Source organism: Phytopseudomonas daroniae (assembly GCF_004327275.1).
Taxonomy (GTDB): domain Bacteria; phylum Pseudomonadota; class Gammaproteobacteria; order Pseudomonadales; family Pseudomonadaceae; genus Aquipseudomonas; species Aquipseudomonas daroniae.
The window spans coordinates 333909-351205 of the sequence record NZ_QJUJ01000003.1; the positions used below are offsets into that span (position 1 = coordinate 333909).

Genomic DNA, 17297 nt, shown 5'->3' on the forward strand with positions numbered 1-17297 from the left:
CCACCAGCCCGTAGGATGGGTGAAACCCATCAATTTCCGATGGGTTTCACCCATCCTACGACCGTCCGCTTGCGCCACACAGCAGTCGCTTTTTATAGCTGCAACAGCAGCACGTCGATCCCCGCCGTTAGCTCGGCAAAATCTGCCGCTTTGCTCAGCCCATTGATCAGCACCGCCTGGGCTACGAACTCGTCGTTCTCGTCGATCAGCACCAGCAGCGCCTGGCTGACCAGGCCGTCGGCCAGATCCAGTCCGGCCAATGCCTGCAGCTGTTTCCAGGCGCGTGGGCCGGCGCCGATAAACAGGTTCGGCCCCTCCAGCCCCAGTTGGGCCGCGACATGGAAGCCGGCAGCATTGCTGACGCTGTTGACGAATTCGAAGGGCTTGGGCTGAAGCTGGCGGACGCACACCGCGTCGAGCAGTGAACCCATGGTTACCCGTGCCGGGTAGCGTGATGCGAGATACAGACCGCAATCTCGACGCACCTGCGCCTTGAGAGGGGCGGTGCACAGCAGGGCCTGGAGAATCAGCCGATCGATGCGCCGCGGCGGGCTGTTCAGCCATTCACCCAGGGCGGCTTTCAGATCCTTATCGGAGCAGCTGGCGTTGCCGCGAACGCTGCAGGCGGCGATGGCTGCGCTCATGATGCTTCTCCCGTGCAGCGCTGCAGCACCAGACTGGCGTTGTTGCCGCCGAAGCCGAAGAAGTTGGCCAGCAGCAGGCTGTCATTGGCGATGGCGAGCGGCCCGGCCGGCAGTGGAAGCAGGGCTTCGTCGGTGTAATCGCACGTCGGCAGATGCGCGAGGTTGTGCACCAGCAGCAGGGTTTCAGCGAGGCCGCAGGCGCCCAGGGTATGGCCGAGCCAGGGCTTGAGCACGCACATCGGCGGCAGCGCAGCGCCGAACAGCAGGCGCACGCCGTTGCTCTCGGCGCGATCGTTGGCGCCGGTGGCGGTGCCGTGCAGTTTCACCAGACCGATCCGCTCGGCGCTCGTGCCAGCACTGCGCAGGGCTTCGCGCATCACCCAGTCGATATGGCTGCCATCTTCGCGGGTGGTGGTCAGATTGCTGGTGTCGCAGGCGCTGAAACCGCCGAGCAGCCTGGCCAAAGGAGCAGGGCCAGGCTCCAGCGCCAGCAGCGTGGCCACGTAGGCCTCGCCGAGAATCAGGCCATCGCGCTGAGGGTGGAAGGGACGATAGTGGCCACTGGCGGAGATCAGATCCAGTGCGCCGAAGCCTTGCTGAGCTACCGCGCTGGGCGTCTCGAAGGCCAGCACCAGGGCGCGGCGGTAAAGGTTCGCGCCGAGCAGGCGGGCGCCATACAGCAGGCCGTTGGCGGCGCTGGTGCACGCGGTGTTCAGGGTAAAGGTATCGGCGAAGCCCCAGCGCTCGCGGAGTTGCTCGGCGATCAGGTCGAGGGAGGTCGAGTGATCGGGGTGGAAGCCGCCGTCCTGGCCCACGCGCTCTTCCAGCTCGTTGATATCCAGGCTGGTGCTGGCGACGATCAGCAGGCAGTCGTCCAGCGCACTGGCATCCTCGCCAAGTGTCTCGCGGATCAAACGGTCGAAATGCTGATCCCGGCTCTCGCCCGCCGGCACGCTCAGGTAAGGGCGCGGCTGCTGCAGTTCGTGCAATACGAAGGTATCCGCGTCAGGTAGCACGCCACGCTGCAGAGCCTCACTGGCCGCGCGCAGATCGGCGCCGAGTGCACTGTGCAGAGCGCCATGCTGAAGATAGACGGGCGTCACTGCTTCTGCCTGATGAAGGCCGCGATGCTGGCGATGCTGCCCAGGATGCGTCGGCCGTCCTTGGCACCTTCGATGCGCACGCCATAATGCTGTTGCAGTGCCAGCGAGACCTGCAGCGCGTCCAGGCTATCCATCTGGATACGGCTCTGCTGGCCGAACAGCGGCTCGTCGTTGTCGATGCTCTGCCAGTCGATGTCGTCTTCCTTGTCGCACTCTCGAATCAGCAATTGCTTGAGCTTTTCTTCTAGTAGTGTGTCGTCCATTGCGTTTGCTGTACTCGTTTGTGGAACAGGAACAAGCCGCTGGCGCCCGCCAGTGCTGCGAACAGCAGCAGGCGCCCGCACCAGGGGGCTACGTCGTTGAGTGAGCCGTGGCCCACCAGCAGAGTGAGAAAGGCGTCGAGCGCCCAGCTCATCGGGGATACTTCCGCCAGTTGGCGCATGGCCTCCGGCATCACGCTCTTGGGCACCATGATGCCGCCGATGGCCGCGAGGATTATATTGATCCCGCCGCCAAGCAAAAGCGCTTGTTCACTGCTGCGTGCCAGTGCCGCCAGCAGCAGGCCGAGGCAACTGGTGGCCAGGGCGATGCTTGCCGCCACAAGTGCGTAAGCCGCCAGGCTGCCATTCAGTTCCAGCGCTGGCAGCCCGAGCAGCGGCAGGCCGTGCATGCCGATGCCCAGGAGCAGCACGAACTGCAACAGGTTGATGGCCAGGTAAGGCAGCATCTTGCTCAGCGCCAGGGTTCCGAGTCCCAGGCCCAGGCAACGAAAACGCAGCAGCGCGCCGCTCTGTTGCTCGCGCTGGAAGCTGCCGGCCATTGGCAGCACGACGAAGAACATGCCGAAGATCAGCCAGGCCGGTACGCTCATCTGCGTGGCATTGGCCTGGTTGCTCAGGTCGCCGCTGGCCAGGCGCTCCTGCTCGTCGATATGGCTCTCGGTACGTTGCTGGATCAGTTCGAGCTGTTCGGCCGGAGTAAGGTTTTCATCCAGCGCGCCGCTGTCCTGCAAGTAGGCGAGCAGTCGGGTTTGCGCGAGGGCGATGGTCACGGCGCCGTGCAGGCGCTGGCGCGAGAGGCGATCGAACTGGGCGGGGAAGCTCAGCGCCGGGCCTTGGTGAGGCGTATCCAGCAGCCTGTCGTCGAAGTCGGCGGCCAGGCTGATGCGTGCCATCTCCGGCGGGCCGCTGGCAAGCAACTGGCTGTCGGGTAATTGCGCCTGCAGCGCACTCTGGAAGAAGCGGCTGGAATCGCTCTGCTGTGCTGCTTCGAGCACCAACTGCAGGGGTGGGAGGCGATCCTGCAGGTAGCTGGACATGGCCCCGGCCATGATCACCAGAAACAGCGTCGGCATGATGAACAGCACCGCCAGCGCGTGTGGATCGCGCAGCAACAGGAGGATTTCCTTGCGAACCAGGGCGCGCAGTCTCATAGCCGACCTCCATTGAGGTGCAGGTAGAGCTGCTCCAGAGACGGGCGCCCAAAGCGCAGCAGACTTGGCGCCTGCGCTTGCTCGGCGATGCAGCGGATGATCGCCAGCAACTGCACCACGTTCAGCGAGGCGATGCGTACGCCGTTGGGCAAATGCTCGACATTCAGGCCCAGCCCATCGAGCAGCGGCAGCAGCGCTTCAGGTGCGCGTTCGGGCCATTCCAGGAGCAGGCCCGGTTGATCGCCGAGCAGTTGGTGCTTGTCGATATCCAGTTGCACGCGGCCTTCATGGAGCAGCAGGATGCGATCCGCCACACGCTCCACCTCGTCGAGGTAATGGCTGGTGTAGATCACGGTCTTGCCTTCGGCGACCAACTGCTGGACGGCCTCGAGCAGCATCTGTCGGCTAGTGGCGTCGACGCCCACGGTGGCTTCATCGAACAGATACAGCTCTGCTGGTTGCAGCAGGCCGATGGCGAAGTTGAGGCGCCGCTGTTCGCCGCCAGACAGGCGTTCGGCGCGGCGTTCGAGCTTGTCTTCCAGGGCCGTACTGGCGATGCAGCGATCCAGACGCTGGCGACGTTCAGGGCCGCGCAGTTCATAAAGATCGGCAAACAGTTCGAGGTTTTCCTTCACCTTCAGCCCGGCATAGAACGCCAGTTGCTGCGGCACCAGACCGAGGCGCCGCTCGCCTTGCCAGACGATCTGCCCGCTCAGCGGCTGCAGCACGCCACTGAGCAGCGACAGCAGGGTGGTCTTTCCGGCGCCGTTGCTGCCGAGCAGGCCCAGGCATTGCCCTGCCTGCAGGTGCAGATCGATACCTTGCAGCGCCGGCTGGCGGGCTTCGGGGTAGCAATAGCCGAGGTCGTTGAGCTCAAGCACGGACGAGCACCAGCAGGAGTTTGCCATCGAGCAGCAGGCATCCATCGGCGTGCACGCTGAAACCATACAGGGCGCCCGCCGGGCTCAGCGTTTCCTGGGCCGCGCTGATCAGCAATTGGCCGTCGCGCTGTGTCGGCTGGTGATGCAATTGCAGGTGCGAGAGCTTGCCGACGAGGGCCATTTCGATGGCGTCATCGTCGCCGTATAGGGCACCATGTGCAGCGCACAGTTGCGCGGCGGCTTCGAACAGCAGGCAAGGCGAAGCGTTTTCGCCCAGGCTGTCGAGGTGGTGCCAGCCACTCAGGCCGCGGATGCTGCTGGCGTCGTGTTCGAGCAGCGAGTCCAGCCAGAGCGCCTTGCCCTGGTGCGGCAGCAGTGTGTGCAGTTGGGTGCGATCCATGGCGAGCATCTGGGCGTGCGAGCGCAGCAGTGTAACAGAGGGCGATTGGGGAGGAATGTGGTGGGGGTCTGGCAATTACTGGTTTTCGTGGTGCTGAGCATCGTCCTGACGGGTATTTCCTGGCGGTCGCTGGGTAACCCGCGCAGCCATGGTTTTTATCGCTTCATCGCCTGGGAGGTGATGCTGGTATTGCTGGTGCTCAATGCGCCGTTCTGGTTCGAGAACCGCGCCGCCACCCATCAGCGTATTTCCTGGGTGCTGCTGACGGCTTCACTGCTGGTGTTGTTCGCGGGCGTGTACCAGATGCGTCGCTTCGGGCGTGCCGACGAGCGGCGTCAGGATGATGAGCTGTTCGCCTTCGAGCGCACGTCGAGGCTGGTCACCAGCGGCATCTTCCGCTACATCCGCCATCCGATGTATTGCTCGTTGCTGCTACTGGCCTGGGGCATCGCCTGGAAGCAGCCGACGGCCGTGACTCTGGTGCTGGGAGTGCTGTCCAGCGTGCTGCTATGGCTGGCCGCCAGGTGTGAAGAGCGCGAGTGCCAGGCTTATTTCGGCGATGCCTACCGCGACTACATGGCGCGCAGTCGGATGTTCATTCCGTTCATTTTCTGAGGGCTTGTTCACGATCTGCTGCGAGTCGGCCTTATCGCGTTAAAAACAGGCTGGATCGCCAGCCCGGTCGGACTGCCCATTTACAGCTCGTAAACTCCGCGTCCTCGCCTGTTTTGCGGGGACGCCTAGTGTCGCGGCAACGGTTATGTGTCGGCCTAGGTGTTCGATGTCCGTGAGGTGGTGAACGGAACACGCGTGATGGGCGATGGTAGCCATAAGGCGATGCGGCCACTCGTAGGGTGGATCGGGGCGCGTAGCTGACGCTTTGCCTACGCGGCCCGACCCGTCCACCGTTTTGCGATCACAATGGTGGATGAAAAGAGCGTCATCCACCCTACGCCTGCTCAGCCCGTTCGCTTGGATACGACACTTGATCCGTGATGCGACACTAGTCCTTGTATGGCTCTAGCTCGCTAGATAGTGAACAGGCTCTGAGCTTGGCGCTCAACGGCCTGGTGGCTGGCTTTCGATCATGGGCCGGCGGTAGACGCGTTGATAAGCCTCGTAGTCCAGGTTGATATGAAAAAGCCGCCCACAGGCGGCTTGGTTTGCTACGACCGGGCAGCGCTTACTTGACGCTGGCGTACTTACCCTTCAACGCCACGCCGGCCATGATGGCACCAGCGTGGCATTCGTATTTGCTGTTGTCGCGGTATTCCTTGCTCTTGTAGTAGCTGGCCAGGTCGACCACGGCGTTGGCGCCAGCGGCCTTGGCGGAATTCTGCAACTTGATCAGCGCCGATTGCAGAACCCAGCTGCAGGCTTCCTCGTCACTTTTACCGAAGGCATTGGTCTTCTGGTTGGTGGTGACGTTGGCATTGATGATCTTGGCGCCAGCCGGCGTTTTGTTCAGGTAGAACTTCACCGAACCGTCCAGACGGCCGGCTTGGGTGGCTTCATTGATCACCGACTGGAAGTCCAGGAAATGGGCGGTGTCACGGGCCTGGCTGATGGCAGGCAGCAGGGCGACGGTGAGAAGTGCAGCAGTGGTCCAGACTTTCGCTTTCATGGGTATCTCCTTGAGTTCACTGGGGCAAATAGGGTGAGGGGCTGCTCAATTCCTGCTGGATGCTGAGATCCAGATTCTGGATCCACTTGTTGTAATTGCGATGGATCTTGCCTTTGCGGTAGTCGAGGTTGTGACTGTCGCGGTAGCGGATCGAGTAAGTCGATGCGGTATAGGGAATGGTGATTTGCGCCTGGTGGCTGCGACGGGTGATCGATGCCAGGATCTGCCCCTGATCGGCGCGTTCGACCGTCCACTGACGGCGTTGCAGGGCGGTGAAGATCGCCCGACGCATGTCATCCTGGCTCTTGGCCGCAGCAGGCGGTGCGCTGTTTTCGATGTTCACCACAGGCTTCGAGGTGCAGGCGGCGATGCCCAGCAGCAGAAGGGCGAGCAGGGCAAGGCGGTTGAAACGAGACATCATCCATGGTCCTTGTCAGTGAAAAATCTGCTTAGTGCCAGCGGCGGAAAATCAGCGATGTATTGACCCCGCCGAAGGCGAAATTGTTGTTCATCACGTATTCATGGCTCATCTCGCGGAATTCGCCGCGCAGATAGTCCAGTTCGCCGCACGCCGGGTCGACCTGATCCAGGTTGAGCGTATGCACGTAGCTGTCGCTGTTGAGCATTTCGATGCTGAACCAGGATTCCAGCGCGCCGCAGGCGCCGAGGGTATGGCCGAGGTAGCTCTTCTGCGAGCTGATCGGCATCTTCGCGCCGAACAGGTTGCTGGTGGCCTGGGTTTCCGCCACGTCACCCTGCTCGGTAGCGGTGCCATGGCCATTGACGTAACCGATGGCGTCCGCTGCCAGCGCGGCATCTTCCAGCGCGAGTTCCATGGCGCGGCGCATGGTGGCCTGTACCGGCTTGGTGGCGTGCTGGCCGTCGGCGTTGCAGCCGAAGCCGACGATTTCGGCATGGATGGTGGCACCGCGGGCGAGCGCATGCTCGAGTTCTTCGAGTACCAGCATGCCGGCGCCCTCACCGATCACCAGGCCGTCGCGACCGTTGTCGTAGGGGCGCGGGCTGGTGTGCGGCGCGTCGTTCTTCAGGCTGGTGGCGTAGAGCGCATCGAAGACCATGGCCTCGGTCGGGCACAGCTCCTCGGCGCCACCGGCGAGCATCAGCGGCAGGCGCCCGAACTTGATCGCCTCGTAGGCATAGCCGATGCCCTGGCTGCCGCTGGTGCAGGCGCTGGAGGTCGGAATCAATCGACCGGTAAGACCGAAGAAGATGCTGATATTGGCTGCCGTGGTGTGCGGCATCATGCGTATGTAGGAGTTGGCATTGAGGCCGTCGGCGACCGAGTTGAGCAGCATGTTGCCGAACGCCTTGATTTCCTCGGTACTGCCGGTGGACGAACCGCAGGCCACGCCCATGCGTCCGTCACCGATAGTCGCGTCGCCGAGCAGTCCGGCATGCGCCAGGGCGCGCTCGGCGGCGTAGACCGACAGCCGTGATACGCGGCCCATGCTGCGCAGTTGCTTGCGCGTCCAGTGGCCGGGCACGACGAAGTCGTCCACCGGGCCGCCCAGGCGGGTGTTCAGTTCGCTGAAACGATCCCACTCGTGCATGACGCGAATGCCGCTGCGATTGGCGCGGAAATTCGCCGAGATACTGTCCCAGCTATCGCCCAGGGAGGTAATGCCGGCCATGCCGGTAACGACTACGCGCTTCATCGTGCCACTTCGCTCTTGATCAACACAGACCGCCATTCACGGCGATTACCTGGCGGGTGATATAAGCCGCCTCTTCGGACATCAGAAAATTCACCGCGCCAGCCACTTCTTCCGGGGTGCCCATGCGCGCGGCGGGAATCATCTTGAGAATCTCCTCGAGCGGTACGTGCTCGTCGAGAATCTCCGTATCGATCAGCCCCGGCGCCACGCAGTTGACGGTGATCCTGCGCTTGCCCAGCTCGATGGCCAGCGCCTTGGCGGCGCCGATGATACCGGCTTTGGAGGCGCTGTAATTGACCTGGCCGCGATTGCCGATCAACCCGGAAACCGAGGTGATGCAGACGATACGCCCTGGCTGGCGGCGGCGCACCATGGGCATGGTCAGCGGCTGCAGGACGTTGTAGAAACCATCCAGATTTGTGCGCAGCACCACATCCCAGTCCTCTCCGCTGAGCGCCGGGAAGGCGCCATCGCGGGTCAGGCCGGCGTTGCATACGACACCGTAGTAGGCGCCGTGGGTTTCCACGTCAGCCTCCAGGGCGTTGCGGCAGGCATCGCGGTCGGCCACGTCGAACTGCAGGATGCGGGCGCTCTGCCCAAGGGCTTCGATCTGTGCCTGCACGGCTTCGGCTTCATCGCGGCGCGAACGGCAGTGCAGTACGAGGTCGAAACCGGCGCGCGCCAGGCGCAGGGCGATGGCGCGGCCGATACCGCGGCTCGATCCGGTGACCAGAATGGTCTCGCTCATGCGGACGGCTCCTGAGAAATGGGGGGTTCCTGAATATAGGTGGCCACATCGCGGGGCTGAAACACGTTCAGGCGGGCCTCGACGAGAATGTCCGGGCCTTGCAGGCGGCATTCGAACACGCACATGCCGTTGTCGTCCTGCAGCGAGCGTGTGGCGTTGATGTGCAGGGTACTGCCGGCCGGAAAGCGATCCACGTTGCAGGTGAAATTGCGCGTGCCGAGCAGGAAGCCGAGTTCCACCGGACGGCCTTCCCGGCGTGCGTGACAACCGGCGAAGGCGGCTACGCTCTGGGCCATCAGCTCGATGCCGACCGACGCGGGCAGGCTGCCGTCCGCATCGCTGAACAGCCCGCCCGGGCGTACCACCAGGCAGGTCTCGATATGCTCGGCGCTGAACGCCAGCACCTCGTCGATCAGAATCATGTCGCCAGCGTGGGGCACCAGCTCGGCGACGGGCCAGACACTCACGGCAGGTCTCCCAGAATCAATGACAGGTTGTTGCCGCCAAAGGCGAACGAATTGCTCATCAGGTAACGGCGGCCACCCGTTGGTAGCTGGTCATGGACGTTCGCCTCGACCAGGTTCAGGCGTGGCAGCTGCGGGTCTGCCTGGCCATCCCAGACATGCACGGGCAGCTTACCGGCGGTATTGTAGTGGCTCAGGGTCAGCCAGCAGAACGCCGCTTCCAGCGCCCCGGCGGCACCGAGGGTGTGGCCGGTCAGGGCTTTGCTCGACGAACAGGCCACGCCCTCGGGGAACAGCGCCTGCACCGCCAGGCTTTCCATGGCGTCGTTATGGGTGGTGGCGGTGCCATGCAGGTTCAGATAGCTGATCTGCTCGGCCGCGAGGCCCGCAGCGCTCAGCGCCTTGTGCATGGCCTGCTGGGCGCCGATGCCCTGGGGGTGCGGCGCAGAGATATGGTGGGCGTCGGAGCTGGCGCCGCCGCCGAGCAGGGCGATGCCTGGGGCATTATCGCCCGAGTCCGCGCGGGTCATCAGAAACAGTGCCGCCGCTTCGCCAATATTGATCCCGTGGCGGTTGACCGAGAACGGATTGCAGCGTTCGTCGGATACCGCTTCGAGGCTGGCGAAGCCGTTCAGGGTCAGCTTGCAGAGGCTGTCGACGCCGCCGCACAGCACCGCATCGCAAGCACCCAGTTGCAGCAGGCGTTGGGCGCTGAGCAGGGCGCGGGCGCTGGAGGTGCAGGCGGTGGATTGGCAATACACCGGCCCGCTCAGCCCCAGCCAGTCGGCGAGAAAAGTGGCAGGCGCCACGATTTCCTGACGGCTGTAGTGGTACTCGGCAGGCAGGACGCCGCTGTTCACGTATTCGGCGATATGCTCGCCCGCCTCGGCGATACCCGAGGTGCTGGTGCCGAGCATCACGGCGATGCGCCCGGCGCCATGGCGGGCAATGGCAGCCTGGATCTCGTCGTGGATTTCCAGGGCCGCGGCCAGCAGCAGCCGGTTGTTGCGGCTGAGGGCGTGTTCCTGGCCGGCGGGCATCTCCGGTAGAGGCGCCTCGACAGCGCCGACGGTCACGCTGCGCTCGGGTATCCAGCCGGCCTGGCTCCGCATGCCACTGGTGTCGCCGGCGAACAGGGCATCAGCCACCGCCTGCTTGCCCTGACCGAGGGCGCAGACCACGCCGAGGGCGTCGAGTCGAGCGATCATGGTTGCATCTCCAGTGGGCTCACCCGGTAGTGCTGCTTGCCGTTATCCAGTTCGATGACCAGCGGCGCCTGGTAATGGATACGCCAGTGCGGCGCGAGCTGGCGATTGTCAGTGCCTTGCTGCTGCCAGTTAGCCTGATCGTAGTTGCGCGCCAATTCATCGGTCGGGGTGAGGGCGAACAGCAGGGCGGCGAACAGTTCGCGGGCGTCGCCGTTGGGCGGCAGCAGGCCGTCATTGTGCCAGGCGCCGGCGATCAGGGACTGTCGAGCCAGGGGCACGCCGAGCGGGTCGAACAGCGACCAGCGCAGTGCGCTGCCTTCGGCCTGGATCACCAGCAGCCAGACTTGACCATCGGCCGTGCTTACCTGCAGCGATATCGGTAGCGGCTGAACCAGCGTTGGCGAAGACGCGGGCAGCGGCGTGTGGGCGGCACAGGCCGTCAGCAACAGCACGCAGGCGAGCAGCAACAGCTTGTTCATGTCGGCGTCTGCTCGAAGGGTTTGCGCACCGCCGCATTGACCAGGGTCTCATTGCGCTGGCCAAAGGGCTTGGGCCGGCGAATGCCCCAGCGTTCCAGCAGGCCGAAATCCTGCGAACGGCTCCACCACAGGTAGGGATAGGACACGTTGCGTTCGCTGAACTCGAAGCCTTGGTCACGCAGCATGCCCAGGTATTGTTCGGCGCTCTTCTGCACCTCCATCGGGTGGCGGAACAGCCAGCGGATCACCCAGGTATCGATGTAGTACTTGGTCGACTCGGCGAACAGCAGCAGGCCGCCGGGCTTGAGCACGCGCCAGAATTCGGCCAGGGCCTGCTCCTGTTCGACCAGATGATGGAAGGTCTGGTGACAGAAGAGGATGTCGACGCAGGCGTCGGGCAGCTGGATCGCCGCGCAATCACTGGCGATCAGCTGCACGTCCAGTCCCAGCCGCTGCGCTTCGGCGCGCGAGCAGTCGAGGCTGTGCGGGTCGGCATCCAGGCCGATGATGCGTGCGGGCTGAAAGGCCCGCTGCAGCAGGGAGAACGATTTGCCCTGGCCACAACCGGCATCCAGCACCAGCGAAGCGCTCGGCAGCGGGCCGCTGATCAGCTTGTGCAGATCTTCGACGGCCACGCGTAGCACATGGTGCTGCCACACATGGCTGCGCAGGAACCAGAAACCGAAACCGGTTTCCTCGACATAGGTGGCCGCGGCGCGGTTCATCGAAGCGTTCTCAGACACTGGCGCACAACTCCGCCAGTACCCGCAGGCGTCGCCGAGGTTCGGCCACGTAGGGGTTGCGCTCGTCCCAGGCATAGCCGGCGAGGATGGAGCTGATCATGCTACGGATCTCGGGTGAGGCATTGGGGTAATAGATCACGTCCTGGAAGCTGCCGTCGTACCAGCCTTCCACGTAGACACGGAAGGTGTCGACGCCGCGTTTGAGCGGGGTGGCGAAGTCCAGTTCCCAGTCCACGCTTTCGCCGCTCAACTGGCGGTGCAGCAGGTTGGCGGCCATGCTCGCCGAGCGCATGGCGATGGTCACGCCGGAGGAGAACACCGGGTCGAGGAACTCGGCGGCGTTGCCCAGCAGGGCGAAGCCGGGGCCATGCAGGGTCTTGACGTTGGCCGAGTAGCCCTTGATTTCGCGCACCGGGGTATCCCACACGGCATTGCCCAGTACCTTGGTCAGGCTCGGGGTTTCCTCGACGAACTGCTTGAGGGCGGCGTCCATGTCTTGCGGGTAGCCGTCGAAGCGCTCGGCCAGGCCGACCACGCCGAGGGAGCAGCGGCCGTTGCTGAACGGGATCGTCCAGAACCACACATCGCGCAGCGTCGGGTGGGTGGTGATGAGGATCTTCTCGCGGTCGAAGTCCGGGTGATCGATACGGTCTTCGATATGCGTGAACAGCGCCTTGCGCATCGGCAGGTTGGACGGCAGTTCGAGGTCGAGCAGGCGCGGCAGCAGGCGGCCATAGCCACTGGCGTCGAGCACGAAGGTGCAGCACACCTGGTACTCGTGGCCGTCCGCGAGACGACGCACCGACAGCAAGGGTTGTTCGCCGCTGAAGTCCACCGCGACGATTTCTTCTTCGTAGCGGATGGTCACGCCCTGGCGCTCGGCTTCGTCGGCCAGCACCTTGTCGAAGGTGGCGCGTTGCACCTGGAAGGTCGAGCCGAAGCTCGGCGTGAAGGTCTCGCGGAAGTCGAAGTCGGTGTAGCGGTCGCCCCAGGCGAAGGCCGCGCCGTGCTTGATCTGAAAGCCTGCGGCGCGCACAGCGTCGAGCATGCCGGCCTCTTCGACGAAGTCCAGGCAATGCGACAGCAGACTCTCGCCGATCGAGAAGCGCGGGAAACGCTGGCGTTCGAGAATCAGCACCTCGTGGCCCTTGCGCTTGAGGATGGCGGCGGCGATGGCACCGGATGGGCCGGCACCGACTACGACGATCTGATGCTGTTGGACTTCAGGAGACTTCATAGCGGCTTTTCGCCTCGCTTGTATAAGCGCGCCGGCCCAGCAGGGCTGGCAGCAGAGTGGAGAACAGGCTCATCAGCAGCAGGCCGAAATAGACCATTGCATCGATCAGCTGCAATTGCAGGAGCAGGTTGAGAAACACGATTTCGGTCAGGCCACGAATATTCAGCAGCAGGCTTTCGCGCCACTTGATCTGCGCCGAGGCGGCCGGCTCCGCCCAGTGCAGGCCAAGCCAGCTTCCCAGCACTTTGCTGACCACCGGTACCACCAGCAGCACGCCGACCGACAGCCAGGAGTAGTGCTCATCGATGCCGTGGAAGTCCACGCGCAAAACGCCGCAGGTGAGGATCAGCGGAACGGCCAGGCCGTTCATCAGCAGTTTCCACAGGTGCTCCGGCAGTGGCAGGCGCAATGGCTGGCCGATCCAGGACAGGCACAACATGTAGGCGATGCCGAACACCAGGGCGTTGAGCTTGAGGCTGTGCAACAGCAGCATCAGGGCAAAGAACGGCAGGCTGTAGAACAGCGGATGACGCAACTTCATCACCTGCAACAGCAGCGGCAGGGCGGCGGCCAGCAGCGGCCACAGCAGGCTTTCCGGATGGCTGCTGCCCTGGGCCAGGCCGAACAGGCTCCAGCACATGAAGTCCATCAGGATCGCCGCGTGCAGCAGGCGTTTGGTCGCTGCGGGCGGATAGTCGATGCTCTGCAGGAACAGATAGAGCACCGGGATCGCCGTGATGGAAAACAGCAGGCCGATGCCCACGGCGCTCAGCCAGCTACGCTCCCCAGGCAACACCCACAGCGCGCAGACCAGGCCCGCGAGCATCGGAATCAGAAAGCTCGGCAGGGCGATCTTCAGGCACGCCGGGCTGAGTTCGAGGTCGATCACGTCGCTGAGGATGTAGCCCAGCAGCAGGGCGAAGCACAGGCCGTAGAGCAGGTTCAGCCAGGTCGGCGCGAGCAGATCCGCGGCGCCCAGTTGCAGGTGCGGCTCGACCCAGCCGAGCAGCAGCGCGGGTATCGCCAGGCTGGCGACCAGCAACTGGCCGACGATGGGAATCAGCCGGCGACCGGCGACGATGCCCACGAGGGCGTAGACCGCCAGAGCCAGCAGCCAGAAACCGAGCACGGTCACGCGATGACCTCCTTGTCAGGCCGCGTGGCGGCCCAGGGCGACAGCAGGAAACAGAACATCAGGCCAAGGCTGATGGCCAGGCCGAAGTTGGCGATGGCGGGCGTCTGGCTGATCAGCAGCAGGCCGAACGACAGCCAGCTGGAGACTGCCGAGAGCAGCGTGCCGAGCAGGCTGACGGCGGGGCCGCCGATATTCTCGCGCATCAGGATGGCGTAATCGACGCCGATGGCGGTGATCAGCAGCAGGCCGAACAGGCTGAACAGGGTCAGCGGCTGGCCCAGCCAGCCCAGGCAGGCCAGCGCGGCGAGTGCTGCCAGCAGCGGCAGGCAGACCACACGCAAGGCACCGCCGATGCCGAAGGGTATGCACAGCAGCAGCACGATCGCCAGGCACGACACCAGCTTGAGTTCGGCGGCGCTGATCTGGGTGGCGGCGAACAGGTTGTTCAACTCGCCCAGGCGGTCGACCAGTTGCACGCCGTCGAGCCCGTCGGCGGCGGTTTGCAGCAGTGCGCTGTCGGTCTGCCCCTGCAGGCTGACGATGGCGGCAACGCCATTTTCATCGCGGCCCAGCCATAGTGTGCGCCAGGGCTCGGCCAGCGGGTTGGCGAGGGCTTGATCCAGATCCGCTTGTGGCTGTTCCAGCAGTTGCTGCAGCTCGGTCTGCAACGCGGCGGCCGGTACGCCCAGGTCGAGCAGCGCTTGCCAATGCGTTGGCAGTTCTGCCAGGGCAGTGCGTAGCGACTGCAACTGGGCGGCGGGCACTATCAGTTGGTTGAGCGACAGGTAGCTGCGCAGCTGATCGCTCTTCACCAGTGTGTCGAGACGTATGCCGAGGGCGTGCTGACGCTGCAGCAGTTGCGCCTCATCGGCCGCACGTACCAGAAAGAACTGGCTGGTGGGCTGCTGCCCGGTGAGCTGCACGATGCGCTGCGACTGGGCGAACAGCGCCGGATCCTTGCCCAGCCACTGGCGCAGATCGTTCTGGCTGTGCAACTGCCAGATACCGCCCGCGCAGAACAGCAGGAACAGGCCGAGTAGCCAGAAATTGCCGCTGCCTTTCTGTATGCGGCTGTGCCAGCTCAGCAGGCGCGTGGCCACGGCCAGCAGGCGCGGAGCCGGGCGCAGCTGCATGCCATCCAGCCAGGCGGGGAGCAGGCAGACCGAGCAGAGATAGGCACCGATCAGGCCGGCAGCGGAGAACGCAGCGATCTGCGTCAGGGCCGGGAACGGCGTGAAGGCCAGCGCCAGGTAACCGATCAGGTTGGTACCCAGGCTCAGGCTGAGGCCCGGCAGGGTACTGCGCAACGCGCTCCAGCTGCGCCACTCGGTGTGGCCCCAGCTCTTGCTCAGGTAATGCAGCGGGTAGTCGGCGGCAACGCCGATCAGGCTGGCGCCAAGCACCAGGGTCAAGGCGTTGATCTGGCCGAACAGCAGTACGCAGGCGGCAGAACCAGTGAGCAGGGCCACGCCGATCGGCAGCAGGCTGAGCAGCACCCGCGGGCGCCGGAAGGCCAGCAGCAATAGCAGCAGGGTGCCGAGGCTGGCGGCACCGCCAATCAGGGTCATCTCGCTCATGGCTTTGTTCTGGCCCGCCGCGGCGTACAGTACGCCGCCGGTGGCAAGCAACTGGCCGCCGGCTGCCTCGGCAGTGGAACGCGCGGCTTCGATACTGTGTGCGATGGCCAGTGGTGCCTGCATATCGAAGGCGTCGCCGTGGCTGCGCAGGTGCAGCACGGCCCAGCTCATGCCGGATTCCTGAACCAGCAGGGTGCCACTGGCCAGATCCGGCTGTACCCGGCCGCCAAAATTGAGCGCCTGCTGAGCACGTCCGCCCAGGCCGAACCAGTCCTGTTCCGGCGGTAGCAGGCTGAAGGACGCGAACGGATCGAACAGCCCGGCAGCGCGTTGCTGGATGAAGATTTCCGGCTGCTCGATCAGCAACTGACGGTCGGCCGCGGGGAGCAGGTTCAGGCGGTTGTCGCGCAGATGCTGGCGCAGGGCGTCGAGGTCGCTGTCGAGTCTCCAGCGCACCTGTTCGAAGTGGCCGCTGTCGCGCCATTGCTGACCCAGGGTGGCAGCCAGGTCGACGGCACGCTCGCGCTCGGGGTGGCCGACCAGCACCAGCACGTCGTGCTGAATCGGCTCCTGCATACGCGCTTCGGCCTGTTGCAGCCGCGCATCGCCGGCGCCGCTGGGCAGCAGGGCGAGCATGCTGGCAGCCACCGGCGGGCCATTGCGCCACTGCCAGGCGGTCAGCGCCAGCAGCGCCAACAGCAATACGGCGAACAGCCGCGGCAGTCGGCGCTCGATGAGCGCGTTTCTCGGTTCAGCGGGCAAAGTCGCTACGCTCCTGCTCGCTCAGGGCATCATCCACGACACTCGCGGGCATGCGCATCAGCGTGCGGTCGCCCTGGGTTTCGTGTAATTCGATACGCTCGACCAGCTCGCCACCGCTGATGTCGATGCGGCTGAACACCTGCTTGAGCAGCAGCGAGGTCGGCGACAGGCTCAGCGTCCAGGCCTTGGCGTCGCCGCTCAGCTGCAGGTCGAAATCCCGCGCCAGGCCGCTGTGGTTGCCCTTGAGCACGTCGAGAAACAGGCGGCTCTGCTGCGCGGCGACGTCGCGTCCCGGTTGCATCTGCCAACCGTCGACGGTGCGCCGGGCGATGCCGGTGGCGTCGATGCGGTAGTCCTGCTGAAGTGGTTTGCGCAGCTTCCAGAGCAGGCCGGCATCGGCGGCGAGCACGAAGTCGCCACTGCTGGCCAGCGGCTGGGGCAGGGCGCGCAGGTGTTTTTCCTGGATGAACGGCCCACGCACCACGGCGTGCTGCGACAGCTGCTTGCTGAGCCCGTCGAGGGTCAGTGTCTCGGCCTGGCTGTTCAGGGTCGCCAGCGCCAGGCCGAGCAGCAGGGCGAAGCGCGCCATGGCGATCATCCGATCACCCGTTGCACGGCATCGATGAATACCTGCGGTGAAGCCAACTGCATTTCCCGGCTGGCGATTTCCACGGCTACCTGCACACTGCTGCCGCGGGTCATGCGTTCGCCACTGGTGCTGTCGCTGATCAGGTAGTGGATCTTCAGGCGGTTTTCCCATTCGACCAGATCCGCGCACACGGTGATGCGCTGGCCGAATTGGGCGCCGCGGATGTAGCGCAGCTGCAGATCGATCACCGGCCAGGCGTAACCGCTGTCACGCATCTGCGGGTAGCCGTGGTCGAGGCGGTCGAGCAGGGCACAGCGTGCCTGTTCGAAGTACTTGACGTAGTGGCCGTGCCAGACGATTTCCATCATGTCCACGTCGAAGAACGGCACGAGGATTTCCACCTCGGCCTGCAGCACGCCTTTGCTACGCATGATGGCTTCGTCCCTGTAGGCGCTGGCTTGCCAGCGAAAGCGATTCGCGCGGCAACACCGAAGCGGATTTCAACGTCGTTATCGCCGGCAAGCCGGCTCCTACACGTGTCAGGTGTGTACGGTCGCGTTGCGCACCTTGTAGGAGCTGGCTTGCCAGCGAAAGC

At 64.5% G+C, this 17297-nt stretch carries 20 protein-coding genes; 1 reads left to right on the plus strand and 19 read right to left on the minus strand.

The genetic code is table 11. The annotated features are described in order from the left end of the window. Positions 1–92: 92 nt before the first annotated feature. The 6 genes from DNK10_RS09500 to DNK10_RS09525 are packed head-to-tail and all read right to left on the minus strand — an operon-like array spanning position 93 to position 4460. On the minus strand, positions 93–644 hold the full coding sequence (locus DNK10_RS09500) for a hypothetical protein (protein WP_131191367.1): 552 nt from the start codon (positions 642–644) through the stop codon (positions 93–95). Further along, a complete protein-coding gene (locus DNK10_RS09505; protein ID WP_131191368.1) occupies positions 641–1747 on the minus strand; it encodes a beta-ketoacyl synthase N-terminal-like domain-containing protein in 1107 nt (368 codons plus the stop codon). The genes DNK10_RS09500 and DNK10_RS09505 overlap by 4 nt, the downstream gene beginning before the upstream one ends. After that, positions 1744–2010 carry an acyl carrier protein gene (locus DNK10_RS09510; RefSeq protein ID WP_131180088.1) on the minus strand — a complete coding sequence of 89 codons (267 nt, stop codon included), beginning with the start codon at positions 2008–2010 and terminating at the stop codon, positions 1744–1746. The genes DNK10_RS09505 and DNK10_RS09510 overlap by 4 nt, the downstream gene beginning before the upstream one ends. Then, positions 1992–3179, minus strand: a complete 1188-nt coding sequence (locus DNK10_RS09515; RefSeq protein ID WP_131191369.1) for an ABC transporter permease — start codon at positions 3177–3179, stop codon at positions 1992–1994. Before DNK10_RS09515 ends, DNK10_RS09510 begins: the two co-directional genes overlap by 19 nt. Beyond that, positions 3176–4060 (minus strand): ABC transporter ATP-binding protein, encoded by an 885-nt coding sequence (locus tag DNK10_RS09520; RefSeq protein ID WP_131180090.1) that lies wholly within the window; start codon positions 4058–4060, stop codon positions 3176–3178. The genes DNK10_RS09515 and DNK10_RS09520 overlap by 4 nt, the downstream gene beginning before the upstream one ends. After that, positions 4053–4460, minus strand: coding sequence for a hotdog family protein (locus DNK10_RS09525; protein WP_131191370.1), 408 nt, complete (start codon positions 4458–4460; stop codon positions 4053–4055). The genes DNK10_RS09520 and DNK10_RS09525 overlap by 8 nt, the downstream gene beginning before the upstream one ends. A gap of 60 nt (positions 4461–4520) precedes the next feature. Between DNK10_RS09525 and DNK10_RS09530 the strand changes: the two genes are divergently transcribed. Further along, positions 4521–5075, plus strand: a complete 555-nt coding sequence (locus tag DNK10_RS09530) for a methyltransferase family protein (protein WP_131191371.1) — start codon at positions 4521–4523, stop codon at positions 5073–5075. 568 nt (positions 5076–5643) lie between these two features. Here DNK10_RS09530 and DNK10_RS09535 read toward each other — a convergent pair. Genes DNK10_RS09535 through DNK10_RS09595 form a run of 13 tightly spaced genes read right to left on the minus strand, consistent with a single transcriptional unit; the run spans position 5644 to position 17133 of the window. Next, on the minus strand, positions 5644–6084 hold the full coding sequence (locus DNK10_RS09535) for an excinuclease (RefSeq protein WP_131191372.1): 441 nt from the start codon (positions 6082–6084) through the stop codon (positions 5644–5646). Positions 6085–6100: 16 nt separating this feature from the next. Then, positions 6101–6502 carry a hypothetical protein gene (locus tag DNK10_RS09540; protein ID WP_208738804.1) on the minus strand — a complete coding sequence of 134 codons (402 nt, stop codon included), beginning with the start codon at positions 6500–6502 and terminating at the stop codon, positions 6101–6103. 31 nt (positions 6503–6533) lie between these two features. Continuing rightward, entirely contained in the window at positions 6534–7760 is a 1227-nt protein-coding gene (locus DNK10_RS09545) for a beta-ketoacyl-ACP synthase (protein WP_131191374.1), read from the minus strand. Between the two features lie 19 nt (positions 7761–7779). Then, a complete protein-coding gene (gene fabG, locus DNK10_RS09550; RefSeq protein WP_131191375.1) occupies positions 7780–8508 on the minus strand; it encodes a 3-oxoacyl-ACP reductase FabG in 729 nt (242 codons plus the stop codon). Beyond that, complete coding sequence (locus DNK10_RS09555; RefSeq protein WP_131191376.1) at positions 8505–8975, minus strand: hotdog family protein; 471 nt, start codon at positions 8973–8975, stop codon at positions 8505–8507. The genes fabG and DNK10_RS09555 overlap by 4 nt, the downstream gene beginning before the upstream one ends. Then, positions 8972–10180, minus strand: a complete 1209-nt coding sequence (locus DNK10_RS09560; RefSeq protein ID WP_131191377.1) for a beta-ketoacyl-[acyl-carrier-protein] synthase family protein — start codon at positions 10178–10180, stop codon at positions 8972–8974. The genes DNK10_RS09555 and DNK10_RS09560 overlap by 4 nt, the downstream gene beginning before the upstream one ends. Next, the gene (locus DNK10_RS09565; protein WP_131191378.1) at positions 10177–10659 is read right to left on the minus strand and encodes a DUF3261 domain-containing protein; all 483 of its coding nucleotides are present in this window, start codon (positions 10657–10659) and stop codon (positions 10177–10179) included. Before DNK10_RS09565 ends, DNK10_RS09560 begins: the two co-directional genes overlap by 4 nt. Then, complete coding sequence (locus tag DNK10_RS09570; protein WP_131191539.1) at positions 10656–11384, minus strand: class I SAM-dependent methyltransferase; 729 nt, start codon at positions 11382–11384, stop codon at positions 10656–10658. Before DNK10_RS09570 ends, DNK10_RS09565 begins: the two co-directional genes overlap by 4 nt. Positions 11385–11394: 10 nt before the next feature. Beyond that, positions 11395–12639: an NAD(P)/FAD-dependent oxidoreductase gene (locus DNK10_RS09575; RefSeq protein ID WP_131191379.1), complete on the minus strand. Its 1245-nt coding sequence runs from the start codon at positions 12637–12639 to the stop codon at positions 11395–11397. Next, entirely contained in the window at positions 12626–13774 is a 1149-nt protein-coding gene (locus DNK10_RS09580) for a sodium:proton antiporter (protein WP_131191380.1), read from the minus strand. Before DNK10_RS09580 ends, DNK10_RS09575 begins: the two co-directional genes overlap by 14 nt. After that, on the minus strand, positions 13771–16113 hold the full coding sequence (locus DNK10_RS09585; RefSeq protein WP_244216232.1) for an MMPL family transporter: 2343 nt from the start codon (positions 16111–16113) through the stop codon (positions 13771–13773). The genes DNK10_RS09580 and DNK10_RS09585 overlap by 4 nt, the downstream gene beginning before the upstream one ends. Continuing rightward, entirely contained in the window at positions 16103–16711 is a 609-nt protein-coding gene (locus DNK10_RS09590; RefSeq protein WP_131180099.1) for an outer membrane lipoprotein carrier protein LolA, read from the minus strand. The genes DNK10_RS09585 and DNK10_RS09590 overlap by 11 nt, the downstream gene beginning before the upstream one ends. Further along, positions 16708–17133 (minus strand): acyl-CoA thioesterase, encoded by a 426-nt coding sequence (locus DNK10_RS09595; RefSeq protein ID WP_131191381.1) that lies wholly within the window; start codon positions 17131–17133, stop codon positions 16708–16710. Before DNK10_RS09595 ends, DNK10_RS09590 begins: the two co-directional genes overlap by 4 nt. Positions 17134–17297: the final 164 nt, after the last annotated feature.